25 protein-coding genes and 2 pseudogenes are annotated in these 25,946 nt (G+C 69.5%); 11 read left to right on the top strand and 16 right to left on the bottom strand.

The window, feature by feature from the left end; all coding sequences use genetic code 11:
- Positions 1-251: 251 nt before the first annotated feature.
- Positions 252-812: a hypothetical protein gene (locus ACX25U_RS35900; RefSeq protein ID WP_454386231.1), complete on the bottom strand. Its 561-nt coding sequence runs from the start codon at positions 810-812 to the stop codon at positions 252-254.
- A gap of 382 nt (positions 813-1,194) precedes the next feature.
- On the opposite strand from ACX25U_RS35900, the gene ACX25U_RS35895 reads away from it, so the two are divergent.
- Positions 1,195-2,799, top strand: coding sequence for an ISL3 family transposase (locus ACX25U_RS35895; protein ID WP_454386229.1), 1,605 nt, complete (start codon positions 1,195-1,197; stop codon positions 2,797-2,799).
- Between the two features lie 545 nt (positions 2,800-3,344).
- Positions 3,345-3,482, top strand: a complete 138-nt coding sequence (locus ACX25U_RS35890) for a hypothetical protein (RefSeq protein WP_454386227.1) — start codon at positions 3,345-3,347, stop codon at positions 3,480-3,482.
- Between the two features lie 794 nt (positions 3,483-4,276).
- Here the strand turns inward: ACX25U_RS35890 and ACX25U_RS35885 are convergent.
- From ACX25U_RS35885 to tap, 5 genes are all read right to left on the bottom strand, one after another.
- On the bottom strand, positions 4,277-4,567 hold the full coding sequence (locus tag ACX25U_RS35885) for a hypothetical protein (protein WP_454386225.1): 291 nt from the start codon (positions 4,565-4,567) through the stop codon (positions 4,277-4,279).
- 231 nt (positions 4,568-4,798) lie between these two features.
- Entirely contained in the window at positions 4,799-5,503 is a 705-nt protein-coding gene (locus ACX25U_RS35880; RefSeq protein WP_454386223.1) for a hypothetical protein, read from the bottom strand.
- A 502-nt stretch (positions 5,504-6,005) separates the two neighbouring features.
- On the bottom strand, positions 6,006-6,614 hold the full coding sequence (locus ACX25U_RS35875; protein WP_454386221.1) for a TMEM175 family protein: 609 nt from the start codon (positions 6,612-6,614) through the stop codon (positions 6,006-6,008).
- 325 nt (positions 6,615-6,939) lie between these two features.
- Positions 6,940-7,497, bottom strand: a complete 558-nt coding sequence (gene tpg / locus ACX25U_RS35870; RefSeq protein WP_454386219.1) for a telomere-protecting terminal protein Tpg — start codon at positions 7,495-7,497, stop codon at positions 6,940-6,942.
- A gap of 9 nt (positions 7,498-7,506) precedes the next feature.
- Positions 7,507-9,744 (bottom strand): telomere-associated protein Tap, encoded by a 2,238-nt coding sequence (tap, locus tag ACX25U_RS35865; RefSeq protein ID WP_454386217.1) that lies wholly within the window; start codon positions 9,742-9,744, stop codon positions 7,507-7,509.
- Positions 9,745-9,866: 122 nt separating this feature from the next.
- Between tap and ACX25U_RS35860 the strand changes: the two genes are divergently transcribed.
- The 3 genes from ACX25U_RS35860 (at position 9,867) to ku (ending at position 11,289) form a co-directional block, all read left to right on the top strand.
- Entirely contained in the window at positions 9,867-10,127 is a 261-nt protein-coding gene (locus ACX25U_RS35860) for a type II toxin-antitoxin system Phd/YefM family antitoxin (RefSeq protein WP_454386215.1), read from the top strand.
- Positions 10,124-10,369: a type II toxin-antitoxin system RelE family toxin gene (locus ACX25U_RS35855; protein ID WP_454386213.1), complete on the top strand. Its 246-nt coding sequence runs from the start codon at positions 10,124-10,126 to the stop codon at positions 10,367-10,369. The genes ACX25U_RS35860 and ACX25U_RS35855 overlap by 4 nt, the downstream gene beginning before the upstream one ends.
- Before the next feature lie 68 nt (positions 10,370-10,437).
- Positions 10,438-11,289, top strand: coding sequence for a non-homologous end joining protein Ku (gene ku / locus ACX25U_RS35850; protein ID WP_458633790.1), 852 nt, complete (start codon positions 10,438-10,440; stop codon positions 11,287-11,289).
- Positions 11,290-11,698: 409 nt separating this feature from the next.
- Here the strand turns inward: ku and ACX25U_RS35845 are convergent, their stop codons facing one another.
- Positions 11,699-11,983 carry a hypothetical protein gene (locus ACX25U_RS35845; RefSeq protein WP_454386209.1) on the bottom strand — a complete coding sequence of 95 codons (285 nt, stop codon included), beginning with the start codon at positions 11,981-11,983 and terminating at the stop codon, positions 11,699-11,701.
- Entirely contained in the window at positions 11,980-12,693 is a 714-nt protein-coding gene (locus tag ACX25U_RS35840) for a GmrSD restriction endonuclease domain-containing protein (protein WP_454386207.1), read from the bottom strand. Before ACX25U_RS35840 ends, ACX25U_RS35845 begins: the two co-directional genes overlap by 4 nt.
- 682 nt (positions 12,694-13,375) lie before the next feature.
- On the opposite strand from ACX25U_RS35840, the gene ACX25U_RS35835 reads away from it, so the two are divergent.
- Positions 13,376-14,074, top strand: coding sequence for an HNH endonuclease family protein (locus tag ACX25U_RS35835; RefSeq protein WP_454386205.1), 699 nt, complete (start codon positions 13,376-13,378; stop codon positions 14,072-14,074).
- A 219-nt stretch (positions 14,075-14,293) separates the two neighbouring features.
- Here ACX25U_RS35835 and ACX25U_RS35830 read toward each other — a convergent pair whose 3' ends face one another.
- From ACX25U_RS35830 to ACX25U_RS35810, 5 genes are read right to left on the bottom strand one after another with little or no spacing between them, the layout of a single operon-like run.
- Positions 14,294-14,761: a hypothetical protein gene (locus ACX25U_RS35830; RefSeq protein ID WP_454386203.1), complete on the bottom strand. Its 468-nt coding sequence runs from the start codon at positions 14,759-14,761 to the stop codon at positions 14,294-14,296.
- Between the two features lie 20 nt (positions 14,762-14,781).
- Positions 14,782-15,861 (bottom strand): hypothetical protein, encoded by a 1,080-nt coding sequence (locus tag ACX25U_RS35825; protein WP_454386201.1) that lies wholly within the window; start codon positions 15,859-15,861, stop codon positions 14,782-14,784.
- Entirely contained in the window at positions 15,858-17,846 is a 1,989-nt protein-coding gene (locus ACX25U_RS35820) for a hypothetical protein (protein ID WP_454386199.1), read from the bottom strand. The genes ACX25U_RS35825 and ACX25U_RS35820 overlap by 4 nt, the downstream gene beginning before the upstream one ends.
- Positions 17,843-18,598 carry a toll/interleukin-1 receptor domain-containing protein gene (locus tag ACX25U_RS35815; RefSeq protein WP_454386197.1) on the bottom strand — a complete coding sequence of 252 codons (756 nt, stop codon included), beginning with the start codon at positions 18,596-18,598 and terminating at the stop codon, positions 17,843-17,845. Before ACX25U_RS35815 ends, ACX25U_RS35820 begins: the two co-directional genes overlap by 4 nt.
- A gap of 17 nt (positions 18,599-18,615) precedes the next feature.
- Positions 18,616-19,908 carry a helix-turn-helix domain-containing protein gene (locus ACX25U_RS35810; protein ID WP_454386195.1) on the bottom strand — a complete coding sequence of 431 codons (1,293 nt, stop codon included), beginning with the start codon at positions 19,906-19,908 and terminating at the stop codon, positions 18,616-18,618.
- Between the two features lie 211 nt (positions 19,909-20,119).
- On the opposite strand from ACX25U_RS35810, the pseudogene ACX25U_RS35805 reads away from it, so the two are divergent.
- The 3 genes and pseudogenes from ACX25U_RS35805 (at position 20,120) to ACX25U_RS35795 (ending at position 22,442) form a co-directional block, all read left to right on the top strand.
- Positions 20,120-20,847, top strand: a pseudogene (locus ACX25U_RS35805) (IS6 family transposase).
- A 321-nt stretch (positions 20,848-21,168) separates the two neighbouring features.
- The gene (locus ACX25U_RS35800; protein WP_454386193.1) at positions 21,169-21,405 is read left to right on the top strand and encodes a DUF397 domain-containing protein; all 237 of its coding nucleotides are present in this window, start codon (positions 21,169-21,171) and stop codon (positions 21,403-21,405) included.
- Between the two features lie 86 nt (positions 21,406-21,491).
- Positions 21,492-22,442 carry a helix-turn-helix domain-containing protein gene (locus tag ACX25U_RS35795; protein WP_454386191.1) on the top strand — a complete coding sequence of 317 codons (951 nt, stop codon included), beginning with the start codon at positions 21,492-21,494 and terminating at the stop codon, positions 22,440-22,442.
- A gap of 8 nt (positions 22,443-22,450) precedes the next feature.
- On the opposite strand, the gene ACX25U_RS35790 is transcribed toward ACX25U_RS35795, so the two are convergent.
- The 3 genes from ACX25U_RS35790 to ACX25U_RS35780 all read right to left on the bottom strand — a co-directional run bounded on the left by ACX25U_RS35790 (position 22,451) and on the right by ACX25U_RS35780 (position 24,389).
- A complete protein-coding gene (locus ACX25U_RS35790) occupies positions 22,451-23,272 on the bottom strand; it encodes an SAM-dependent methyltransferase (RefSeq protein WP_454394660.1) in 822 nt (273 codons plus the stop codon).
- A 181-nt stretch (positions 23,273-23,453) separates the two neighbouring features.
- Entirely contained in the window at positions 23,454-23,933 is a 480-nt protein-coding gene (locus ACX25U_RS35785) for a hypothetical protein (protein ID WP_454386190.1), read from the bottom strand.
- 186 nt (positions 23,934-24,119) lie between these two features.
- Positions 24,120-24,389, bottom strand: coding sequence for a hypothetical protein (locus ACX25U_RS35780; RefSeq protein WP_454386189.1), 270 nt, complete (start codon positions 24,387-24,389; stop codon positions 24,120-24,122).
- 529 nt (positions 24,390-24,918) lie between these two features.
- Here ACX25U_RS35780 and ACX25U_RS35775 point away from each other — a divergent pair.
- Together ACX25U_RS35775 and ACX25U_RS35770 are read left to right on the top strand one after the other, a co-directional pair.
- Positions 24,919-25,248 carry a transposase gene (locus ACX25U_RS35775; protein ID WP_454386187.1) on the top strand — a complete coding sequence of 110 codons (330 nt, stop codon included), beginning with the start codon at positions 24,919-24,921 and terminating at the stop codon, positions 25,246-25,248.
- A pseudogene (locus tag ACX25U_RS35770) lies at positions 25,224-25,934 on the top strand (IS3 family transposase); the annotation flags it as partial. The gene ACX25U_RS35775 and the pseudogene ACX25U_RS35770, both read left to right, overlap by 25 nt.
- Positions 25,935-25,946: the final 12 nt, after the last annotated feature.

Raw genomic sequence — 25,946 nt, 5'->3', positions numbered from 1 at the left:
AGCCAGATCACGCTAAACGGGCTCACCGGGCCGTCACCACGCATTTCCGGAATTGAGCCCGCCGATCTACCGGCGGACTGGCGCGGCGGCCTGCCGACGCGCAACCAGGGCGAGCGCGCCCCGATCCCCGGCTGCGTCCGCGCCGCCCATCCCGCCCTTTTCCTTTCCCTCAACTCCAGCCAGGAACTGGGCGAAAGCGGCCGCAACGGAGATGTCTGAGGTTCCCCTGGGGAACTTCACTGAGGGGTCGGTCAGCGGCGGGTGACGGTGTAGCCGGTGTCGTTGACGGCGCGGGTCCACACGTCGCGATCGAACCACTTGGCGATGTCCGGCTGCATCTCGGTGATGGTGCGCATCCGGGCCTCCCAGTCGTGGCCGGCCGGGCCGCGGCTGCCGTCGCAGCCGGTGCAGCCGTCCTCGCCGTGGATGTGGCCGGCCATCCAGGCGTTGACCGCCACGTTGACGATGACGCCGTACAGGTCGCCACCGGTCTGTGCCAGGGCGTCCGGAACGCCAGCGAGCACCAGCGCCAGCTCGGGGTTGCCGACCGGCGGCATCGGCGCGTGCCCGGCGCCCTCCGCCGCGCTGCTCTCCTCGAAGGCGCGTGCGTTGTGGGCGAGGCGGTCGGCGAGTGCGGAGGCGTCGAAGTACCGCCAGGCGGAGCGCACCTGGATGCCCAGTCGCTCAGCCACGGCGCTGATGTTCTTCTCGATGGTGTCCTCAACGGTCGACGGCGCGAGCGTCACCCCCCGACTGGCCAGCTCTGCGAGCGTCTCGGCTACGGCTTCCTTGAATGCCTTGGTGTTCCGCACGAGGGCATCGTAGGCGCGCTGGAGCAGCCGTCAGACGGCTTCGCCCGGATTGGACCGCCACGGGCACCCAGCGAGTGACCGGGGTTTCGGTCCGCACGGTGGGAGGCATGACGACGACCTCCGCCTTCGGCCCTGTGCCGGACGCCCGTCCGGGTGCTGCTGCCCGGGGAGGAGGTCACCGGCCGCCTCCAGGAGCGCCAGCAGGTCCCGGACGCCTGGCTGTATAAGAGGTGGCCGTCCCTGCCGGGCAGAACACGCCTGAAGGCGGGGTGGAGCCCGCTGTCGACGGTCAGCCAATTCGGCTCTGGCGCTGATCTTGTGACGCTGTCGGTGTCAGTGGTGGCTGTGATCATGGCTCGCGTGTTCTTCGCGGAGTTTCGAGGTGTTGTTCCCTCATCTGGCTGGTGTCGTGGTGGAGTTGGTCGAGCGGGCTGCGGTCGGGGTGGTCACGATGCGTGCGCGGGCCCGCTCGGCGGGTGCGGACTGTCCGCATTGCGGTAGTGCGTCGGGCCGGGTGCACGGCCGGTACATGCGACGGCTCGCGGATGCCGCGGTCGGTGGGGCCAGTGTGGTGATCGAGCTGCTGGTGCGGCGGTTCAAGTGCCCGAACCCCGCGTGCCCGGCGGTGACGTTCGCCGAGCAGATCGCGGGGCTGACGAGCCCGCATGCCCGCTACACGCCACTGGTGCGTAAGCAGTTGACCTCGATCGCTCTCGCGCTGGCTGGCCGCGCGGGCGCTCGCCTGGCCGGGGTGCTGGGCCTGCAGGTCGCCAAGGACACGCTGTTACGTCTGGTCCGCGCCACGCCGGAGGAACCCATGGGTGAGATCCGCGTGCTCGGTGTCGACGATTTCGCGCTGCGGAAGGGCGATTCGTACGCCACGATCCTGGTGGACCTGGAGAGGCGACGCCCGGTGGACGTGCTGCCCGGCCGGGATGCCGAACCGCTGGCTGCATGGTTGAAGGGCCATCCGGAAGTGGAGATCATTTGCCGGGACCGGGCCGGAGCCTATGCCGAGGGCGCCCGCAGCGGAGCCCCGCAAGCGGTGCAGGTCGCCGATGCCTGGCATCTGTGGCACAACCTCGGCGAGGCCGTGGAAAAAACTGTCTCCGCCCACCACGCCTGCGTCCGGACCGCGTTCGAGAACACCGTACCGACAGCCCCGCCAGCCAGCGACGATATCTGGCAGACGTCACCGCCGGCACCGGCTGCCGAGATGCTCGACGTCTGCGGACGAGAGCGCCGCCTGGTGACCCGGACCAGGGAACGCTACGCCGCCGTGCGACACCTCCTGGACGACGGCAGCACACTGGAGGAGATCTGCCGGAAACTCCGGCTGGACCGGTCCACCGTGCGCCGCTTCGCCCGCGCCACCAGCGTCGACGAACTGCTGGTCAAAGCGACGAACCGCTCCACCATCCTGGACGAGTACACGCCCTACCTCCACCAGCGGTGGAACGAGGGCTGTCACAACAGTGCCCAGCTCCACCAGGAGATTGTCGCCTTGGGCTTCGCCGGAAGCATCCAGACCGTGCGGCGCTACCTCCGCCCGTTCAAGGCCGCCACCGCCGCGCCACCCGTGCACCGTCCGGCTCCACGGCCCCGCCGCATCGTCCGCTGGATCATGACCGACCTCGGAAACCTGACAGCCGATGATGCCGCCGATCTCAAGGAGATCCGGACCAGCTGTCCCGAACTCGACGCCGTCACCCACCACGTCCGTGACTTCGCCGCCATGATGCGCGACCTGCGGGGCGACCAACTGCCCGCCTGGATGGAGCGCGTCCTCGCCGACGACCTGCCCGCCCTGCACTCCCTGATCAACGGACTGAGCCGCGACATCAACGCTGTCATGGCCGGGCTCTCCACTCCCTGGAGCTCCGGTCAGGTCGAGGGACAGGTCACGAGGACGAAACTACTCAAAAGGCAAGGGTATGGACGAGCCAACCTCGACTTCCTCCGCAAGCGCATACTCCTCACGCCCTGACCCGACTGCGTCCACAAGATCAGCTCCAGAGTCAAATTTCATGATCTCCGGGGGGGCAAGACAATCACTTCGATGGTGTTCAACTACGACACGAACTACCGCACGAACAAGGATGAGATGTGCGTCAAGTAATAGCCGACGGGGTCGTGTGCGTCGTTGACTGGAACCCTTCAGAACCCCCTGAGTTGACGACAGTGGCCGTTGACGGCGAGAGAGTCGACAACGCGGAGCGGGTGGCGGTCTCCGCGTTGGCCGGGGCGTCTGGGTTTCCGTCCTTCATGGAGCTGCCCGCGTCTGTACGGCGGCGCCTCGTCCGCGCGTGTCGGCCCGTTCCGACTCTGGGCATGTACTGTGTCATCGAAGATGAGCAGCCTGGCACCGCCACGCACGACTTCCTACGCGGCGCGATCGCGGACACAGCGGTGCACTTCTTGTCGCTGCGTCTCCGGCAAAAACCGCTTCATGTAGTCCTCGGAGACGCCTCCGAGGAGTGGCACGGTGCACTTCGGTCGGCTTCCTGGGCAGAGGATGGGCAGCCTCACTTCGTGGAGAGCTCATCCTTCCCGGGCCTGCTGGAGCTGGTCAGGCTGACCGCCGTAGTCTGCCGCGAGACGCTGACCGAGGTGGACGTACCGAAGGACGAAGACCTGCTGGACATCTACGACGAGTTCACGGTGGGTTGACGGGAAACGGGCGGATGGCCCTGGTGCGAAGCGACTGACGGATACCGAAGCAGGAACCCGCGGGGGCGGTGCGCCGCGACCTGCGACGAGTCACGATCACAGACGCCACTGACACCGGTAGCGTCACAAGATCAGCGCCAGAGCCGCCAATTCCCCACCCCGAACGTCACGTAATGGGCCAGGGGGACGCTGACGCCGCGACCGCCGTGGACATGGGGACGGTGACCGTGCGTCGGGATCCCCAGGGCGCCAGAGGTTCCCGGGCCGCCCGATAGCCAGACCGTCGTTCAGGCTGGTCAGGGCTGTCCAGGGTGGCCGTAAGGCCAGCGCGAAGCGCCGCCGAAGGCGCCCTTGACTGACCGGACCAGCCGCACACTCGGTGATCGGGCGGCCCGTCACGGCCTCAGCCCGGGTGGGGAATTACGTGACGCTGATCATGAAGATCGTGGGGAATTACTTGACCGCTGACACCCGCCTGGTACATGGTGTGGGTGAAAGCCCCTGACCACGTGAAGCCTGTACCCGGCGTCTCGTACGACGACGTCCCCACGACCTGGCTGCCCCCGCCGTCCATGGAGCGCAAGATCCTCGGGCCGCGCCGGCCGTCAGGCTGGGTTCTGTAGAAGCTGGAGCGCGGCCGGGGCATCATCTACGCCGCCGACTGCGAGGAAGCACCCGCCAAGGCGCTGGTGCTGACCCTGGACAAGGCGCTGGACGCCGCGGAGCACCCCGGCACCCGGCTGTGCGGGGCGTCGACACCGATCTCGCCCCACGGCTCGCCACGAACGCCGAGCTCAGGATCTGCCCTCGGCCTCGGCGCCGTTGTCGCCCCCGGCCACTTCGTCCCGAGTCATGCCAAGGAAGCGCCGGATGGCTTCGACCGGCATATCGAGTCCCTCGGACGCGGACTGCTCGTCTCCGAAGACCTGCACTGCCTCAGTGACCGCCACGGCCAGTTCGACCTCTGCCTTGCGGACCTTGGCCTCGGCCTTGTCCACGGTGTCGACCACCGCCAGCTGACGGCGCTGCCTCTCTTGAAGTCTCTGTTTACGGGAAGGGGGTTTGTCAGGGTTCTGCACAGCCATGACCAAGATCATAATCAGTCGGGTGCACGCCCATGAAATCGGCAACTCACCCGCATGACCGGGGCGTTCACGGCTCGAAGGCTCAGCACCGGCGGCCCCGTGAAGCCGTTGCTCAACATAGGTGCGATGCCGGGGCGTCGTCACGCTGACGGCGGGTGCCTGCCGAGGGGGCTTCAAAGCGTGCCGGGGGGTGGTTCCGGTCCCCGTTCGGGCTGGTGTGGGCAGGCCAGGTCAGGCGTTTCGCCGGTGCGCCGCTCGTGGGGGCGCAATGGTCACACCGCAGGCCGCCTGATCCGCTCGCCGCGGCCGATCGAGGTCCGCTTCGGCACAAGCCGGGCCGGGGCCGTCGCGCTCTGCACCACGGTGTCCGTCGACGCGGTGGTCACCGCGCGCCCCGAGGCCGACGGGAAGCAGCCGCGCGCGGTGGAGAAAGGCCGGCGCTCTCCCCTCGCGGCGCTGCGCCCCGCGCCGGCGGCAGCATCCGCAGAAGCCTCCAGGTGCCTTCCGCCTGCCGCGCCCCACGCCGTCCAGAAGGCGGCCCGGGGCGCGGCGTTCTCTTGCGGGCCGCTCAGGCCTGCCCGGTCGCCGGTTCCCACAGCGGGCGGGCGAGTCCGGTTCCGTCGCAGTGGAAGCAGCGCCCTCCCCCGGGGTACGGCGGGCGCCGAGGGTGCCGGCGGCGTTCTCGAAGAGGCGGGTGAGGCCGACGGCGTGGAGCGGGAGTTCCTGCCGTCTGCCGAGCGTGACGTCCAGCGCGACGTCGGGGCCGGTGGCGAGGGTGTCCCAGGACAGGCCGTGGGTCAGCGCGCGGAGCGTCTCGTTCAGGTCGTGCATCGTCTCCGCACCGGTGAGCTGGACGCGGGCGGCGAGGGCGGTGTCGGTGGCTGCGGCGAAGGACAGCAGTCCGGCCGGCCGGGCGAGCGGCCCGGTGCGGCCCACGGGGTCGGGGGTGGGTGTGCTGGAGCCGGGACAGGGCGTGCCACAGGCTGCCCGGCAGATCCCGGATGGTGGTCTCTGCTCTGGTGCGTCTCATGCGGCCGGTGGAGGGCCTTTCGTGGGTTGCGGCCGTCCGGTGGGCCGATCCGTCCCACGCGGTGGCGCGAGGACTTCGGTGCCCGTTCCGCCCGCCGGGCCGGACGCCGGGCAGGCCCTTCGTGCGCAAGGACGTGCCCGGCATCGTGCGGGGCGTCAGCGGCCGGCGGGCTCGGGGTAGCGCTCGCGGCGCCGGTCCGGGTCGTCGACGCCGATCTCGTACCAGGGCTCCCCACGCTTCAGGCGGGGCAGGGTGTGCACCCACACCGCGATGGCGATGCCCCGGACGGCAGCGGCGAGCGCCTGGCGGCGGTGGAGGTCTCGGCGTGCTCCTTGTCCGGGCCGGTGGGGGCGCCGTCCTTGCCGTAGTGAAGGACCGGACGCCGTTGCCGTCGTGACGCCGCGGAGGTCAGGGGGCGGACCCGCCCGAGCCCGGGGTCGGTCTGTGGGCAATGGTCCGCTCGAGCCTCCGGTCGGGGACCAGCCACATCAGCGCGACGCCGGCATAGATTGCCACCGCGAGCCAGTCGCTCAGGAAGGACAGGCCGATGCCGCTCGCGTACAGCAGCGGCGAGACCCTGCCCTTCAGGTCCCTGCCCACGGCGGTGGCGAGCAGGGACTCTTCACCCTGGTCCCGGATGATCGCCTTCTGCAGCGTGTAGTAGGCCAGGGCAGCGGCGAGCAGATCGATGCCGTACGCGGCCGTGGGGACGGCGGCGAAGTGGTTCTGGCCCATCCAGGCCGTGGTGAAGGGGATCAGGGAGAGCCAGAACAGCAGGTGCAGGTTCGCCCACAGGATCTGCCCGTTCACCCGATCGGTCGCCTGCAGCATGTGGTGGTGGTTGTTCCAGTAGATGCCGAGGTAGACGAAGCTGAGCACGTAGGTCAGCAGCACCGGGAGCGCGTCGTGCAGGGCCGCCCAAGTGGTGCCGTGCGGGGTGGGCAGCTCGAGCACCATGACCGTGATCAGGATGGCGATGACCCCATCGCTGAACGCTTCCATCCGCTCGGTCGGCATGAGCCGATGCTAATGGCGCAGCAGGGCATGTCCGGCCGTTCAGCGTCGACCGGCGAGGACGATCAAGGGGGTGGGCACGAACCGCCGAAGGATGGCCGATCTCCTCCGGCACGGCGCCGGCCAGTTCCTGTAGTTGTCACCATCGGCGTCCACCCACCTGCGGCTTCGGCCGGGCGAAGCATGGTTGTTGTCACCGGCTGCGGCGCCCCTTGCTGCACAAAGGCCCAGTGATCAGCCCGGCGCACCCCGCCCCGGCGGTTGTGGTGACAACTACCGTGGCTTCGGCTCATCGGTCCGGGCGCGCGGGCTGTTCGGGGCGCGGCTGCTACAGGTCGAACTGAAGGTGCTCGATGTCCGTGAAGCGGACCTCCTCCAGCCGGCCGGCGCGGCGGCCGCTGTCCTGGAAGTACACCTCCTTGAGCCCTTCGGCCGCGATCTCCCGCAGACGCTGCTCGGTGGCACCCCGCTCCTGGGCCTCGAAGAGACGGGCGGCGTAGCGGGGCGGCAGCGCCACGGTCAGGTGCCGGAGGCGGTCCTCGTCCGTGGAGCCGATCGGCGCGGTGTAGCCGATCCGGGCCCGGGCGTCGATGACGATGCCGCCGGTGGTCGCCGCCTTCTGCCGGGCCTTCGCCCGGATCTGCGGCTGCCACCGCTTGGTCACCTCGCGCTCCAGGCGCGCGGCAAGGTCCGGACGCGGCTTTTTGATCTGGTCCTTCACGTACCGCTCGACGGTGCGCTGGGAGATGCGCAGCAGCTGGGCGACCGCCTTGGTGCCCCCCAGCTGCTTGACCAGGTACCGCATCTGCGCGGGCGCGCTCTTGGGTGCCGGGAGGGTGAAGGCTTTCTGCACCGCGGCGTCCAGGCCGTCCCCGAACAGGCTCATCGCCTACTCCTACTTTCCGTTGTCGGCGTCGGTGACGGTGCCGTCCTTGATGTAGCGGGCGAGGTTGAGTTCCGGGGCGTCGAACCGCTCGCGGACCTCTTCGCCCCACAGGACGGTCTGGGTGCCCTCGTGCTTGACCAGGCCGGGGTTGATGCCGAGCTTGAAGCCGCCGGGCAGCGGCCTGCCGCCGGAGTAGGGCAGGAAGTCCAGCGGGCTGGGGCCGTCGGCCGCGTAGACGACGCAGTCGGACAGGATCGCCACCGGGTACTGCCCGGTGAACGCCGCATGCTTGACGATCTTGCGGTGCAGGTTGATCCGGGTGCGGGAGATGACCGCCGCGCGGATGTCCGGCCGCCAGGTGGGCCGGGCAAGGGCCCGCCACGGCTCGCCCGGCCGCCAGCCCTCACCGCGGGGCCGCTCGCGCAGCTTGCCCAGGCCGCCCTTGACCGTCGCCTTGATCGCCGAGACGACGATCGCCAGCTGAGGGTCGCGCTCCTGGTAGCCGTCCATCGCCGCCAGGAAGTCGGCCGGCGCCAGGTCCGCGGGCACGCCGAGGTCGGCCATCGTGGCGAGGTAGGCGTCGCGCAGCCGGTTGTACCAGCCGTCCAGGTAGCGGCCGTTGTCGTAGCGCACGTGCGCCTCGATCGGGCGGACCTCGTAGCCCAGCTCGGCGGCGTAGGCGACGGTGGGCGTGGCGTACCAGGCCGGGCCCTGGGGGCGCTCGCCCTTCGGCGTGAACGGGCTGGGCAGCAGACCGGCGTCCAGGTCCGCCCATTCCTTGCCGACCTTCACCCGGGACAGGTCGACGTGGGACAGGTCGACCAGCCACGAGCCGGGCAGCTTCGCATCGAACACCGGCGCCTTGACGTGCGTGGGCGCACCGAGGCCGACGACCAGGCCGTTGGCGCCGGCGGCGAAGGCCATGTTCACGTCGATGCCGACCAGGTGCCGCAGGGTGCATTCGGCATCCGTCATGGGCCGTGCCCAGTCGTAGGCCTCCTCGAACAGCTTCTCGCCGGGGCCGCGGACGTGGAAGCGCGGCAGGTCCTTGAGCAGCGGGTGCCCGTCGGGGGCCTCGCACGGCGCCGGGTCGATCGGGTCCTTGCCCAGCGAGCCGGGGTTGTGCTCGGAGTGCCGGCGGCCGTCGGCGTCGGGCTCGGAGGCGCGGGTCGGCGGGTGCAGCGCGGTCATCAGCTCCAGGCCGGTGACGGCGGTGGAGCCGCGCGGCGTCATCACGCGCGAGGCGTACACGCCCAGGAGCCGGGCGAGGTCCGCCGGCGGAAGCTGGGCGGCACGGCCCCAGTGGCGGGAGTCGAGCGCGTGCCACGACGGGATGCACAGCTGTACGCAAGAGCGCTCCGCACCTTGTGCCGGGCGGTAGATCCGCGCCCACGGTCCGAGCCCGCGCTTGGTCAGCTTCCAGTCGGCGCGCGCCAGCTGCTTGACGACCTTGTGTCCCTCTGGCAGCCGCCCGGCCAGGCGCTCCTCCTCGGTGAGGGCGACCGGCAGGCCGTAGCGCTCGAGGGCGGCCTGGGTGAGCACGAGCAGCGGGTCGGCGTCCTTGCCCGGCCCGGCCAGCCTCGGCTGTCCCAGTTTCGCCTCGCGCAGCGTCCACTCCACCAGGGCCGGCAGGGACTTGGCGGGCACGTCCAGGACCAGGCCGCCGACGCAGTACGCCAGCACCTGCCCGTCCTCGACGTCGACGACCGCGAGCGGCCCGTTGGCGAAGCGCGGGTCGGCACCGCCGGCCGGGGTGCCGGCCGGGGCCGCCTTCTGCGCGCCCGGGCGGCGCGACGTCGCCGTGCTCCTGGTGGTGCGTGCCGGACGCGGCGCGGCCTGCGGAGCAGCGGCGGGAGCGGGGGCGGTCTGGGTGTTCTCGTGTGCAGTCATGGCCGCAGCCTCGGGGGCCGGGCCTGCGGACAGGGCCTGTTCTGCCGGGACGGGCGTGCCGGTGAACGTGGCCGGCACCGGCGCGGCCGTCGGCTCCGGCGCGGTCGTGGGTGCGGGGTAGAGCTCCGCGAGCTGCTTGAGCAGCCGGGCGTATGCCTCGCGCTCCGGGCCGCGCGGCTCGGTCGGCTTCTTGACCGACTCCCAGCCGGACACCGTGGCCCGGCGCACCTTCAGCGCGGCGGCCACCTCGTCCAGCGTCAGGCCGTGCGCCTGACGCAGCCGCTTGCGCTCCCCCGCCGGCGGCAGCGGCGAGCGGGACGCGACCAGCGCGTCGACCGCGTCGAACAACTCGGACACGGAACACCTCCTGACCGACAGCCTACCTCACGAACCGTACGGATTACGCACGTTTACCGTACGCATTGCGCACGAATCGCGTTCGATGGCTGGGAGGTGCACACTTCCGTAAGGTGGTGTGCATGACGGAGACGACCTACTCGATCGTGGAAGCCCGCGCCCGCCTGGGCGCCATCGCGCGCGAGGTCAGCGCCACCCGTGAACCGGTCGCCATCACCGACCACGGCCAGACCGTCGCCATACTGGTCAGCCCCGCCGACGCCCTGGAACTGCAGGAGCTGCGCGCCCTGGCCGCCTACCGCGCCCGCCAGGCCCGCGGCGAGGACGCCGGCGTCCCGCACGACGAGGCGTACCGGCGCGTGTTCGGCGGAGCTGAGGCGTGAGCTACGAGGTCATCTGGGAGCCCGAGGCCCTCGCCCAGGCGGAGCGGTTCGCCAAGGACGACCCCGACGGGGTACGGCAGGTGTTCACCGCCGTCGACCGCCTCGCCGACAACCCCCGCCCCGACGGCGCGTTCGGCAGCGCCGATCTGCTGCGCATCCACGTCGGCGCCTACCGCGTGCTGTACGAGATCAGCGACCAGCAGGTACGCGTCAGCGTGATCCACCTCGGTCGCGTGCGCTGACCGGGAACGCCGGCAGCCAGGTGTGACCGGAAGGCGTCGGCCCCTCGTACCCCTCACGTGCGCCTTCCTTGCCCGGCAACGCCTGGGATCCGCTCGCAGGTGCACCGGTGGATGCTGCGGCGGAGGCTGGAGACATGGAAGTGCCGACGCAGGCGATGTGGACGGGCTGGATCACGTTCGGCCTGGTCAGCCTGCCGGTGCAGTTGTTCCCGGCGACACGACGACACGGCGTGGAGCTGCACGAGGTGCACGCCGCGGACGGCTCCCGCATCCAACACCGGCGCGTATGCCAGGCCGAGCGCCGCGAGGTCGACAACCGGGAGATCGCGAAAGAATACGAAACCCCCGACGGGCACACGGTGGTGCTCGAAGAAGCAGATCTCCAGGCCCTGCCGCTGCCCAGCAAGCACGTCATCGACGTCCTCGGATTCGTCCCCGTCGATGGCCTGGACCCGATCCTGTTCTCGCACGCCTACTACGCCGCACCGCACGGGCAGGCCGGGCAGCGGCCGTACGCGCTGCTGGTGGCCGCGCTGACCCGGGCCGAGCGCGCGGCCGTGGCCAAGGTGACGCTGCGCACCAGGGAACGCCTGGCAGCAGTCTGGCCGCGCCGGGACACACTGGTCGTCCAGACACTTCTGTGGCCCGAAGAAGTCTGCGAACCCGGGAACATCGCATCGACCACGCCGGTGACCGGGCAAGAACTGGAGCTCGCCTCCCTGCTGATGACCCAGATGCCCGACGTCGACCTCGCCGAGCTGCACGACGACTACGCCGCAGCACTGCAGCAACTGGTAGCGGCGAAGGAATCCGGAGGCCAACTGGTGCAGCCCGCCGAGCCCGAGCCGACGGTGGACTTGATGGCCGCGCTGGAGGAGAGCCTGCGCAAAGCCGCCGGCCAGGGCCGCACGCCGGGCTGACCAGCGGCCTCCGACGCGGGGCATCGTCGCCGTCTGCTGCCCGCAGTGGTGAACAAGCGCTGTACCGCTCGTGCGGATGCGGATGTTTGCCGCGGTGCCGCAGAGATCGCCGAATGGAGCCGTGAGTGGCACACTCACGCGGCGGAGTACCAGTTTGGAAGATCGCGTACGCGGGTGGGGGCTGACCTGCTACTGGTTCAAGTAGACCGCGTCGAACGCAGGTTGCCTCTCCCCCTCCTCCAGACGCGGAGGGGGAGAGGCAACCTGCGTGCTTGTGGCACCGGCTTACGAACCGGCGTCATCTACGGTCGGCAGGGTGTCCCGGCCGATGCCGGTACAGACACGGACCGTGGCCGTCGGCGAGGAAGCGGAAGATACCGGTGGTGCCCTCAGCGGCGGCTGTGCCGGATCAGCGGGGTGCTTCGGCGCCGCCACCGCGGCAGACCCGCTCCAGGACCTGCGCATGGAGCGCGGCCACGCCTTCCGGCGGCACCGGGGCGGGGCTTCCGGTGAGGGTGTACCACTCGTCGGCGTCCGTGTACTGGATCGCGATGCCGGCGCGCCCGTCGGGCAGGAGGCTGGTGGCCACGGTGAGCTCGCCGGTGATGACGCCGACTTCGTCGGTCATCGCGCCGCCGGGCCCGGCCTTCACCTCGTCGACGAGCCGCTCCTGCTGGGGGTCGTGGTCGCTCATGAAGGGCAGGTACCCAGCATCTCGGTGAGCGTGTTCTTCTCGGCTTCGGTCACCGACAGCTCGTACGTCGCCTTCACCGATACCCAGGCCCGGGCATAGGTGCACCAGTAGGGCTTGGACGGCGGCTGCCACTCGTCCGGGCCCTGGTCGCCCTTGGACCGGTTCGAGGCGGCGGAGACCGCCAGCAGCTGCGGGTGCGTCAGGTCGTTCGCGAACGCCTTCCGCTTCTCCTGCGACCACGTGTTCGCCCCGGACCGCCACGCGTTCGCCAGCGGCACCACGTGGTCGATGTCGAGGTCGGAGGCGCCGGTGAACGTCTTGCCGTCGTACACGCTCATCCAGCGTCCGGACACCGCCCGGCACTCCTCGTCGCGCTGCACGCTGGTGCCGTCCCGCTCCAGCACCGTCTCCCGGGTGTCGCACTTTTCCCCCTGCTGAGCCCAGTGGGGGAACTTCGCGCGGCTGTAACCAGCCATCGAGCCGTGCGGCGCCACCTTCAGCCCGGCGAGTTCCGCACGGGCCTGCTCGGCCGACGGCACACCCGGCAACGTGCCCGTGTCGGCCTCGCCACCCGGCGCGCCGACCGAGACGGACGGCGCGGCGTCACTCGCCTTGGGATCCACCGTGTCGTCGGTGACCGTACAGCCGGCCAGCGCGAGCACGGCAACGGCAGCCAGGCTCCGCCCCCACCAAAGCTTCTGACGTCCCATGACCTGCCGTTCCCTCCCGCCGTGAACCGTACGAGCCGCAGCGTACCGGCCCAGGATCGCCTGCCCGGCACCACAACGCACCGGTCACCTCCACCGCGTCCGGCTTCGCGCCGCAAGTGAGCGACCTGGTAGGCGTGGTTGCACGAGCAGGTCAAGGCGTCCAGCCGTCAGCGGTACGCCCCTGCCCGGTCTTCCTTGCTGCCCACAGTCGGAGATACAGAGCAAGGCGTCAGGCTGCCTGGACAAGCTGCTGTGGATCGGCCACATCACCCCGGCGCGTTCGGTGCGGTGGCGGCCATGGCGGAACACGGCAGGGCGCAGGACGGAGCAGAACGGCAGAAGCTGAGCACGGTCGAGCCGCGGCCGAACGCTCTGCCTCCCCTGCCGATCGGCCGGCCTCGGCGCTTGCGCCCGGTACGGCGCCGCCGGAGGACAAGCCAGCGGCAGGAGCGGGTGGGACGTGACGGCAGGGACGGTTCGACTGCGCGGAGATGTGCTCGGCTTCAAAATGCCTGCCGCAATCCTCCTGGTGGGGGGCCGCGTACCTCGGATTCACCAACGGCTACCGCTGAGGTGACTTACCCGTCGTACGGATGACAGCTGAGCCGGTTGCCGGGCGCGTCGCGCCGGCGGGCCGCTACGAAGATCACGACTCGTTCGTGACCTTCGAGGGGGACTTCTCATGCACCTCGCCCGCGCCACCGCCACGGTGGCCTCCTTCACCGCGCTGCTCCTGACGGCGCCGGCCGCCGCGGCCGCCGCCCCCAGCACGGCTTCGGCACCGCATCAGGTACGTGCGCCGGGGCAGACGGTGACGCTGCCCGTCCGCGACGCACTGGCCGGCCTGCCCGTACAAGAGGGATCCCGTACCGGGTACGAGCGCTCGAAGTTCAAGCACTGGATCGACACAGACAAGGACGGCTGCACCACCCGCGCCGAAGTCCTCAAAGCCGAAGCCGTCATCGCCCCCGTGCAGGGGGCGCACTGCGCCCTGAGCGGCGGCGAGTGGTACTCCCCCTACGACGACCGCTACATCTTTGGCCCCCGAGGCCTGGACATCGACCACCTGGTCCCGCTCGCCGAAGCATGGGACTCCGGCGCCTCCGCCTGGACCGCCCAGGAACGGGAGGCCTACGCCAACGACCTCGAAGACCACCACGCTTTGATCGCGGTGTCGGCTGCCTCGAACCGGTCCAAGGCCGACCAGGACCCCAGCACCTGGCTGCCGCCGGCCGAGGGCTACCGCTGCACCTACGTCACCGACTGGGTGGCCGACAAGACCCGCTGGGGCCTGAGCATCGGCACCACCGAACGCGCCGCCCTGGCCGAGACGCTGGGGCACTGCCCCAACGTCCCCATCACCGTGACGCTGGCCCGGTAGGACCGGCCCCGCCCGCCGGTCCGCGGGCGCAGCGATGGCAGCCGCACCCGGCGCCCGGACCGCACGCGGGCCCGGGCGCGCACGCCACCGGGCAAGGAGACTCTCCCGGCTCTTGCCGGGGCGCGGGGTCTGGTCGACTGGCCCTGGACGTGCGGTTGCCGCGCGGCGAGTTCGGCCAGCACGACGCTGGCCGCTTCGTCGGTCATAGGGAGGGGTCTGTCAAATGAACGGCTCTGTCCCGTCCTGCGCGGGAGCGGCGGCATGGTGGACGTGGAAGGTGAGTCCAGTGATCCTGCCCGATTGGATGACAGGGCCATGCTGGACTCCGCCCCTGAGGTCGTTGTGCACGGTGCCCGGTTGTATATCTGGGTTGTTCGCGATCCGCTGCAAGGAGGTGAGCAGGTCGCGCAGGTCGTCGCCAGTGGCAGAGCTTGCCTGCAGAAGGTGTTGCAGGCAGGCGTGCCACTGTTCCGTGATGTCACGGGTGGTTTGCGTGTCCTCTGTCGCCTCGGCGGCGAGCAGCTGAGTCCGGGCGGTGTCCAGGTCGGTGATCGCGGTGTCGTCTGCGCCGTTGCGCGAGAAGAACCGTCCGGCGAGGTCACGGGCGTGTGTCCAGGAGTCGGTGACCATGAGCGAGACCAGGGTGGTCGCTCCGGATGCGGCGAGGGCGGCCAGCTCACTGTCCATTGTTCCTCTCCTTAAAAAAGTCAGATTGCGGGCTTCTCATTGGTGTCGTCTGCGGAAGCCGGCGGCTCACCGTCGTCCGGTGTGAAACTCGCTGGCGGGTCGAACCTGCGCAGTAGGTCCTCAGCTGTCTCGTGCTGGTCCTGTGTCCTGATGACGTCGGCGATCTGTTTGGCCAGCATCGTCCGTCGAACGTCTCCGTCCGTGAACCCCATGCTGTCGAGGAAGGCCTCGAAGTGGTCCGCGGCCGTCGGCTGTGGTTCGAAGGGAGCGGGTCGCCCCTGCAGGAGGTCCGGGCCGGGGCGCTCGCCGTGCGGTCGGGGTATGAGATCACGCAGCCGTTCGGGCACGTCGGCGTCGTTGGCGGCGGAGGTGAGCTGGGCCAGCAGACCGAGGTCCGCCACGGTCTTCTCCACATGGTCGTCGTTCTTGGCGAGCCACCAGACGACCGCGCTGCCGGTGTCCTTGAGCACGTCTTCGCTCAAATATTCGCGCTTGCTCTGCTCGTACTTGCGCTGGTGCTCCCAGACCGCCTTGTCCTTGCGTACCTGGGCGAGTCTGTCCAAGCGCTCCTGGTCCTGTTCGCGCAGGACGAGTGTGATGTCCTCCGCCATGACCTGAAGGTGCCCGGTGGGGTCCGGGCGCAACCTGCTGAGTGCACCGCTCAGTTCGTGCTGGACGAGCGTGGGCCGGCTGGGTTCCCGCTGTTCGGTGATCGCGCGGGCACGGTTCAGGACCGCTTCGACGGCGAGGCCGGCTGGGTTGAGGACGGGATCGCCGCCGGGCGCTTCGAGGGGGTACCACCGTACGGTGGCTGAGAAGAGGAAGTCGTAGTCGGCCCAGTGGCTGGGCAGGGCTACGCGGCTGACGTGGTGTTCCCTGCGTTCGACGGGCGGCGCAGTGCGTTGTTCCTCGAGGTCGACGGGCAAGGAGCCACGGCGCGCCGCGGCGATTTTGAAGGCTGCCGCGGGAACTGCGACGAGGAGGACGGCCAGTACGGGCCATGCGTATGCGGGCCACTTTTGTGTCAGGCCGAGGATGGTCAGCAGCAGGCCGCACAGGATGGTGAGGAAGACGGTCGTCGTCTTGCAGCCGGTCGTCACGGTGTGCTCCCCCCAGATGATGCCGTTGACGGTGGCGCGGCGGGCCGGCCGAGGCCTTGAGCCGCGGAGATTTTCTGCAGCAGCCGGTCCGTGGTCGCGGCAGCCCGGGCAGCCCCGTGAGGAGCTGTGCGCTCGGCGGCGCGGGCACTTGCGTACAGCGTGGCGAAGGCCGTGCCGCGCTGGTCGTCACACCGGTCGGCGGCTGCGACGAGGAGGTCGAGCAGCAGGTCGCCGCGGTGTCCGGTGTTGGTCGCCGTGTGCAGCCAGCTTTCCGCCTGCGGGTACCACTCCGCATGGGGCAGCTCTTTGAGTACCGCCCGCCAGCCGCTGGTCAAGGACTCGCGTACACCGCTCTCCTCGATCAAGGCGTGTCCGTTGTCGTGCGGGGCGCTCAGGGGCACGGGGTCGCAGGCCGGGAGGAAGATGCGGAGTTCGGCGGGCGAGAGAGGGGAGCGTGCGAGGCGGTCGAGTAGCCGTCGGCGCAGTCGGCCGCTCGTTGTCACCAGGTCGCACAGCGCTTGCAGGGCACGGGTGGTGCCCTGCTCGCGGCGGGCCAGGTGGTAGAGCCGGAACAGGGCCTGGTCGGGGTGGCTGGTGGCGATGACATCCGCGCAGACCTGGACGAGGACCTGCGCGAACTCCCCCTTGAGCTGCCGCTGAGCACACCACTGGTAGATCCGTTGGCGGAAGCCCCTGCCGTGTGCGGGATCGTTGAGGCCGCAGGTGAGCGCGTGCACCGCGGCCTCCAGCCGGGCCCGGCTCGTGGTCGTGGTGCTCCAGTCCTCGGCCAGGGAGGCCAGGCCTTCTCCGCGCCCGGTCCGCAGATACTGTTCGGCCAGCCGTGCCACCAGGCTGTTACGGAGCTCCCGGGTGACGTACGGGTCGCTTGACTCCACGCTGTGCGCGGTCCAGGTGCCCAATGGTTGTCGCAGGTCGGGCATGTGGTCCCAGAAGTGGGCGCGGACCGCGGCGTCGTAGTCCAGCTCGGTGAAGCGGACGTGGCCGTCCGGTCCGGTGCTGGCGGATATCTCCGTCAGCCGCTCGGCGAGGTCCTTGCGCTGGAGCAAGGGTTGTTCGTCGGGCGGGGACTTGAGCGTGTGCAGCAGGAGTTGGGTTACTTGGTGGATGACGTCGGCGTGAGCGCCGTGCAGCATGGCCACGGTGATGAGCAGGGCCCGCTGCGGGCTCTCCCGTAGTTTGGCGACGAGTGTGGCGATCTCCGCGCGGCGGTCGTCCCGCGCTTTGCGGGCCGTTGCGCACCACTGCGCGAAACCCTCATCGGTGCCGGCGGCCTCGCGGGCTCGCCGCACCAGGTCGGCGAAGTCGGCGATCTCTCGCATCGGCCGGGGATCGGCCAGAAATGCTGTGACGGTTGGATCGGGCTCGTAGGGCACCCCGTGCACACGGAGGTGTCGCCGGAAGGCCTGCAGGCCGTCCGGGGGGTCGATCTTGATGCGGTAGTGCTGCAGGTCGGGGTCGAGGGGATGCCCATGCGGCATGACGACGACCAGGTGCGCGTGCTGTTCGTGTACGGCCTTGCGGAGGGCGGAGAGATCCGCCCGGGCTGCGGCCCACTGGACGGCGGTGGCCGCCGACAGGTCCAGCAGCAGCCGGTCGCCGGTCCCTACCAGAGCCGGGTTGCTGAGGGACAGCTCGTCTTCCTCGTCCGGCAGTAGTTCGTGGAAGACGCCGATGCCCAGGTCGTGCTCGCGCAGGAGCACCCGGGCCACCGAGGTGCGGCCGCTTCCCGGGGGGCCGTCCAGGATCACGGTGCCGGTGTCGGTCAGCTTGTGGCGGGCTGCTCCCATGCCGGCCGGGGCGACCAGCACTTGTTTGAGCCAGGCGAGGTGGTCGTCGGCGAGGCGGCGGAAGGTGGGTCTGTCTGGGTCCTGCAGCTGAGTGCCGATGGTGACGTGGAGGTCGCCGCTGCCGGTGTGCATGGGGGCGTGTGGGTTTTCGACCCGCGTGCTGATGTGCTCGCTCACCGGTCGTCGTCCTCGCGTCGGTCCGGCTCGCCGAACCGGTGCCGGATGTCGCCGTGATGGTCGCCCTCGAAGTACGTCATCCCGTTGCCGGAGAAGTGCCGGCCGCCCGACACGTGATGCGAGTTTTGGTAGATGTTGCCCCGGCCCGTGTGCACAGGCCCGTGGGAGTCCTTGATGACGGTGCCGCCGACGTCTCCGGTGAAGTCCCGGCTCTGTACGGCCGTCCCGCTCACGTCCCCGATCGAGTTCCTCACCGCGGCGGGGGCGGGCGACGAAGCAGCATCCCGGTCCAGGTCATGCAGCCCGGGAACCAGCTCGGCCACCAGGTCGCCGAGGCGTTTCAGGCCCGTCTCGGTGTCGTGCGTGTCGAACGGTATGGACTGGAGGTCGGCCAGCCGCGCCAGCTCGTCCGGCAGGTCCGCCTTGGTCAGCCGGTCCGTCTTCCGGCCGTCCAGCACGGGAACAACCGGTATGCCACAGGCGAACGCCTCCAGGATCTCCTTGCGTACCCAGTCCTCCGGGTCGCGCAGCCGGGCCCGGAAGTTCGTCCAGTCCGGCCCGATGACAGCCAGCAGCACGGAGCTGCGCCGCACACCGGTCAGCAGGGCGTCGGGGTAGGCGTGGCCAGGGGCGATGGACTTCGAGGCGCGGAAGACGCGGTCTCGGCCGAAGCGGCGCGACAGCTCCTGGTCGATCAGAGCGGCGGTCTTGTCGCCGTCCCCCGTGCGGTAGTTGATGAACACGTCGGTCATGACCAGGCCTTTCTTCTTCAGTACGTCGGGAAGCGCGTTAACGTGCCAAGCCGCGGGGCCAGTTGGCGTACCGAGGCGTGATCGGAGTGGCGGGCCAGGACGCGGGCGAGACGCCGGAGATCGATCGTGACGGTCGCGGACCGGACCGCCGCCACTCCGTCGAGGAGCGGTGCGGTCAGCGCACAGGCCTGGTCGATCTGGCCGTCCGAGGCATGAGCGAGCGCGCGGCGGACGCCGTAGCGCACCTGCGTGCGTACCGCCTCGGGCGAGACCCGGGCCAGGTGCCGGTCCAGCTCCTCCGCCGCCTCCCGCGGCCGGCCGAGGTCGAGCAGGCACCAGCCGGTGACCATGCCAACCGAGTCGGGCAGGTGCATGCTGCCGATCACCGGTGTGTCGGCATCGCCGTCCTGGCGGGCCAGCAGTGCCCGGGCCCGGTCCAGGGCATGCAGGCATGCGTCGCGGTCGCCCGCGAGCGCGTGCCCCTGTGCCTCACGCTGCGCGGCCAGCCCGCGGATCCGCGGCGGGAGCGTGCCGCTCTGCGCGCGTTGCGCCAGGGCGACGGTCTGTTCCGCGTCGTCCTGGTACAGCGTGACCAGCGCCCGGCGGACCAGCGCATAACCGGCCAGCGCCCGGTCACCGCCGGCGGCCGCGAGATCCACCGCGCGCTGCGTCCACCACAGCGCCGCCTGTTCGTCTCCGGTCTCCTGCACCAGCCAGCCGACGTACTCGGCGTACCGGGAGCCGAGCGCCAGCAGCTCCTGACGCATACGGGAGTCGGTGTGCGCGGACAGCTCCCGCAGCGTGTGCGTCTGCGCGATCAGACCCGGCAGCAGGAAGCCGGGCTCGACGCTCTGGCCGAGCCGCCGGTAGTGCGTGAACAGGGAGCGGGACGCTTCCAGCATGCCTCCCCCGGCAGCCGTGGAGACGGCTCCCTGGCCCCCCGTGCTCCACCTCATCAGCGATGCGGCGCCGGCGCTTACGACCTGCCGCCGGCCCACGGGCTGGAACCAGCTCGGGCCGTCCGGTGACAACTGCATCATCCACTCCTCCTCGCCGATCCCGCCCGGCACCGATCCGTCTGGCGCGTCAGCGGCGGGCGGGGTGACCAGGGCGATGAGTGCTCCGCCGGCCCCAAGGGCGGCGTCGCACAGTCGGGCAAGATCGCGGCTGGGCGCCTTGATGCCCCGTTCGACCTTGCTCAGCTGCGCCTTGCTGTAGTGCACGGCGGCAGACAGTGCGGTGAGACTGAAACCAGCCTCCAACCGCCGCCTTCTCAGCTCCTCGCCGAACACGGTGGACGGCTGCGGCACGGAAACCTCCATAACCATCCATCCAGGTGAACGGGGTTGCCGCACGAAAGACTGCGTCACCCCCGGCCGGACGGACAAGACGAGCAGTGCTGTTTCCCGTTTCCTCCCCACGGATGGAACGCCGTATGGGGCTGATCGGCACTGTCGCGTTGGCTGGCGCGTGGGATGATCTTGGGGTTGGCCGTGCGGGGAGGGGACCACCGGGGAGACCGTGCCGCCGTCGTGCAAGGGTCACCGGTACCCGGCCGAGGTGATCGCGCACTGCGGGTGGCTGTACTTCCGCTTCCCGCTGTCGTTCCGCGAGGTCGAGGAGCTGATGCCCGAGCGCGGTGTGGTCGTCTCCTGCGAGACGGTCCGCCGCTGGTGCGGCACGTTCGGGCAGCAGTACGCCCACCTCCTGCGCCGGCGGCGGCGGAGGCCCGGGGACACATGGCACCTGGACGAGGTCTTCATCAAGATCAACGGCCGGTTGCACTCCCTGTGGCGGGCCGTGGTCCAGGAGGGCAGCGTCCTCGACATCCTGGTCCAGCCCCGACGCGACACGCAGGCGGCTGTCCGGTTCTTCCGCCGACTCCCGAAGGATCTGGAGTACACGCCGCGGGTGGTGGTCACCGACAAGCTCCGCTCCTACGGCGCAGCCGCCGCCAGGTCATGCCGGGCGTGGAGCACCGTACCTCGGAGTACCTCAACAACCGGGCCGAGAACAGCCACCAGCCGACCCGCCATCGCGAACGGGCGATGAAGCGCTTCACCTCGCCCGGCCGCGCCGCAGCGGTTCCTGTCCGCGTTCAGCGGCATCTCACCCCGCTTCCGCCCCGACGCCACCGCCTCACCGCACCCGGCTACCGCACCGAGATGAACCAGCGCTTCACCACCTGGAAGCAGGCCACCGGCACGGCCGCGCCGGTCCGACAACGGCCATCCGCCGGGACAACATGAGGCGATACCCGACCTGACGAGTTGTCAGCATCATCCAACTACAACAATGTGACAGCGCCGACACCGGGGTTCCGGATAGGCAATCTCCAGCCATTCCGGAACCCCATCACACCGTCAAACCGTTAATCACATTAATTCTTTCCATCCCGCCGAGAATGCCCTTTCGAGGGACACCGGTCGCGGCGATCACCGTCTAGGATTTCATCCGTTCTCACCGCTCATGCAAATTGCGGGGCGGCGTGAAAACGGGGCGGGGAGTCGAGACGAGGGAAGCCAGCGGCGGCCGATCGCGGCTGGCGGTTACGGAAAGGCGGTTTCACGATGATCGGGGTGCACAACGGCATGGCAGCCGGTTCGGTGGCGGGTGCACAGTGGGTGAGGGCGTCCGCGTGTGACGCGATCAACTCCTGCGTGGAGGTTGCGAGGGTCGGTGAAAACGAGATCGCGATGCAGAACTCGCGATTCCCCGACGGTCCCGTGCTCGTCTTCACGCGCGACGAGATCGTGGCATTCTTCGACGGTGTCGTGAAGGGCGAGTTCAACAGCATGACTGTCTGAAAAGCGCCGGCCAAGGGTTGCCTGCGGCCAGCGGAGTGTTATTTCTTAGCGCGGGCGGGAGATCCCTGTCCGCGCTAGGAGTGTTCATGTCAGATCGTATTCTGGCTTTGGTGGGGCGGCAGGGTGAAGCACCCCCGTCGACCCCGGAGGCGGCGGCCAAGCTCGTCGGCGCCCTCCTGCGGCACCTGCGCGACGAGAAGAAGCTCAACCTGAGCGACGTCGTGAAGGCGGTCCCGGAGTTCAACTCGGTCGCCACGCTCAGCCGCTACGAGAACGCCAAGACCCCGCTCAAGCCGGAGAACGTCACCGCGCTCCTGCGCTTCTACCGGGCACCGGAGGATATCTTCCGGAACGCAGAGGCACTTCTGCAGTGGCGTGCGGACCAGCGCTGGTGGTCCGCGTTCTCCGACGTCGCGGACCATACCCTCACATCCCTGTTCGCCCTGGAATCCACGTCGAAGGTGGTCCAGGTGTACCAGGAGAACAACGTCCCCGGGATGCTACAGACCGCGGGCTACGCCCGGGCCCTGATGGCCGACTACGCCCGCGCACAGTACGACCCCGAGAAGCGGCGCGAGGCTTTCGCGGCCATCGAGCGCCGCCTGGAGATGCGGCTGCGCCGACAGCATCTCCTCGACCAGCCGCACGCTCCCGTGTTCCGGGCCCTGATCGCGGAATGGGTGCTGGACAAGCAGTTGGGCGGCGTACTGGTCATGCGGGAGCAGCTGAGGCACCTGTACACCGTGGCGGAGAACAAGCCGAACGTTCACATCCGGATCCTGCCCGGGAGCGCTCTGCGGACGGGCTCGCCGCTGCACCCGGCGATAACCCTGTTCAAGCCTCACGAGGGCGCGGAGAACCGCTCTGTCTACCTGGAGAACAAGAACGTCAGCGGCGAACTCCTCACCGACGTGGCGCAGATCGAGACGTTCATGGCGTCGATGGATCACTGGTGGCAGCAGGCTCTGCCCAAGCTCGACACGATGGAGCGGATCCAGCACTACATCGACCGGCTCGCCGGCGGGGCGTCCGAGTAGTCCGTGCGTCACCCGATGCGGGCGACGCCACCGTACTCTATCCACTCCTCGGATCGCTGCCGGGGCGCGAGGTCGCTGTCGGGGTGCCAGCGCGAGACTTCGACCGGCTCGGGTTCCTCCAGGAGGTCCAGGCCCTCGAAGAAGCAGTTGACCTCGCTTATCGACCGGACCTGTCCCCAGGAGTTGTCGGTGATCTCGCGCATGAAATCGGTGATGTTTTTGCGGAGTTCCGCGTCGTCACTGGCGAGCTGTGAGATCACCAGATAGCTGCCGCGCGGGAGTTGCTCGGCCACGTTCCGCACCAGGGCCCAGGGGTCGTCCTTGTCGGGAATGCAGTGGAGGACCGAGACGAAGAGGGCCGCGACCGGCTTGTCGTCGCGCAGCAGCCTTCGCACTTCTCGGCTTTCGAAGATGTCGGCGGTGTCGCGCATGTCGGCTTCCAGGACGGCCGTGGTGGCCGGGTCCTCCGCCAGCATCATCTCCCCGTGGGCCAGGACGACGGGGTCGTTGTCGATGTAGACGACCTCGCTGGTGGGATGGACCTCCTGGGCGACCTGGTGGACGTTGGGCCGCGTCGGCAGCCCCGAGCCGTGGTCGAGGAATCGGCGCACCCCGTGCTCCTGTGCGAGATAGCGCACGGCTCTCACCAGAAACGCGCGGTTGGCCAGCGCGAGTTCACGGGTGCTGGGGGCGAGGCGGAGTAATTTCGCACAGGCGTCCCGGTCGACTTGATAGTTGTCCGTGCCGCCGAGAAGGTGGTCGTACATTCTGGCAACGCTGGGCTTGCTGAGATCGATGATGAGCCGCTCCCCACGCTCTCGGACGCGCACGTCCCCTTGGACGCTGCGTGTCTCCGGCAGCAGAGACCTCATGCTAGGAGGGCGGGCCGAGGCAGGGCTACCCGCATCCGCCAACGGGGCGGATCATTTGATGGCATTTCAGCCGCCGGTGTGCCTCATCGCACTCCGGCGCACTTCACGCCCCTGACCAGCGCATTCGACAGCGGCATATTCACCTGGCGCGGCCGGAGAGCAGGGCCCGCAGGGCCCGGTGGCGGAGCATCTCGAAGTCGGCCGGCGCCAGGCCCATCGCGTGGCCGGCCTCCAGGGAGGAGAGACCGAGCTTGTACCGCAGAACCAATGCGTCCGCCTCGGCACGGTCGAGCAGGTGGTGAAGCCCGCTCTCGACACGGCGCTCGCAGACCCGGCGGGAGAAAAGGTCCCAGGCATGGGCCGCGGGAGAGGGGCTGCGCAGTGCGGTGTCCCACTGTTCACCGAGGTCATGGAGGGCAGCGCGGGCGATCGCGGTGCCGGTGAGGGCGGACCCCACCGCGGCGGCGCCGAAATTCCGGTAGACCGTCCAGTGGTCGCAGCAGAAGGCGGAGTAGGAGACCGGTACTCGCCCGGAGAGGCGCGGGGCAGTCCCCGAGGGATCCCGGTCGTCGAGTTTGGCGTCAGCGCGCAGCCCTCGCGGACCGATGCGCATCAGCATGGCTCTCCTCCTCGCTGAGTTGAGGGGTGGGCAGGGAAGGGCAGACGTGGACAGCCAGCGTCAGGACCGATGCGCAACAGCGCTATGGCTGCGGGCCGCCGCTCAGGGGGCGCAGGACCGCGGTGCCGGCGAGTGGGCCCTCGCCCGGATTCGCGGGCGAGGGCGATGCTTGCGCAGCGACGGCCGTCAGGCGGTGCCGCGGCGTACCTTCAGGTAGGCGATGCAGCTGCGGTCGGAGACGGAGGCGGCCGTCATTCCGACGAGCACTTCCACCGGGAGAGACTCCTGGCGGGCTGCGGCTGCCGCGAGAACGCCGATGAGCAGAACGGAACTGAAACGGAGCGTCAGCAGAAGAACGTTCGAAATCCCGGTTTGCAGGACGGCGGACAGCGGAATGCTAATCTCTGGCGCTGCCGGAAGGACGCTTGCGAGCTTCCGGCGGACGTGCTGAATCAATGTTCGCGCTCCTTGGTGCGTTGTTGAGAAGGCACGAGGGAGAGGGGGCCCCGAGTTGGTTGACGTCAGCCTCGGGGTCCTCTTTTCGTGCCGTATCGGACGCTAGTCGCATAACCCGCTTGCCGGGACCCTTGATTTCCGTGAAAACGGAGCAGGAAACTCCCGATCGAACGGTGGCGACCCGTGGCGTTGACAGCGATTTGGTGCACGAACACCCATGACGCGAAGAGAATGCGCAACATTCTCGACGAGGCCGGTCGAAACTGATCAGCGCACCCTGCAAACCCCTCGCGTACCGTGCGAGTCACACCACTCGTTCGGGTGAATAGCGCACTCGGAGGCCAAACCTCCTGCAATCCGCAGCCCCCGCCGCCCTGACCCGACTCGCGGACGACCCCCATTACCTTCTTCGGGGCTCCCGGCCCCCGGGCCCGGCATGACTTTTGCCCCCTGTCGACCATGACCCGGGGGGGTGTCTGTCCCTCCCCTCGTAGCGTGGAGTCCGTGATTGCAGGGGAAGTTGGGATTCATGGGGTCCAAGAAACAGCCGTACGAAGCCGAGTTCCGTGAGGGCGCTGTACGCATCGTGATCGAGACCGGAAAGCCGGTCCCGGAGGTTGCCGAGGAACTCGGCATCAACCCTGGCACGCTGCACAGCTGGGTCTCGCGCTGGCGCCGCAACGGGACGGCATCGTCGGACCGGCCCGCGCAGTCCGCGGCCGGCGGGCGTGTGCGCGAGGCCGAGCGTGCCGAGCTGGAGCGTCTGCGGCGGGAGATGAGCGAGAAGAACAAGCGCATCCGCGAGCTGGAGATGGAGCGTGATGTCCTCAAGCGATGCATGGTCCTCTGGGTGAAGTGACCGAGCAGGCTCCCGCGGCGCTGGCCGCGTTCATCGGTAACCAGAGGACCGGGCACAAGGTCCCGCACCGTCTCGCCTGCCGGGCGCTGGGGGTGTCGGAGTCGTGGTTCTACAAGTGGCGCGACAAGCCGGCCACCGTCCGAGAGACGCGACGGCAGCGGCTCGCCGACGAGGTCAAGCGCATCTTCGAGGGCTCGGGCGGGACCTACGGCTCCCCGAAGATCTGGATCACGCTGGTGAGGAACGGCTGGCGGGTGTCGGTGAACACCGTTGCCAAGCTCATGGCCGAGCTGGGCCTGGCCGGACGCACGGTCCGTCGGCGCCGCGGTCTGACCCGGCCGGGCAAGCGGGCGGCGGCCCCGGACTTCGTGCGCCGTGACTTCAGCGCGGATGCGCCGGACCAGGTGTGGTGCGGTGACATGACCGAGATCGTCACCGGCGAGGGCAAGCTCTACCTCGCCACCGTGATCGATCTGTACTCCCGCCGCCTGCTCGGCTACGCGATGGGGGAGCGCCACGACGCCGAACTCGTCGTCGCCTCGCTGCACATGGCCGCGGCCACCCGTGGTGGCGACGTCAAGGGCGTGATCTTTCACAGTGATCGCGGCAGCGAGTACGTCTCCCGGAGGTTCAAGCGGGCCTGCCGCCGCCTGGGGGTCACCCAGTCCATGGGCCGGGTCGGCTCGTGTTTCGACAAG

The sequence above is a fragment of the Streptomyces sp. JNUCC 63 genome (assembly GCF_054366325.1).
The sequence above is the reverse complement of the archived record's forward strand: the minus strand, read 5'-3'. Positions and strand labels throughout refer to the sequence as shown.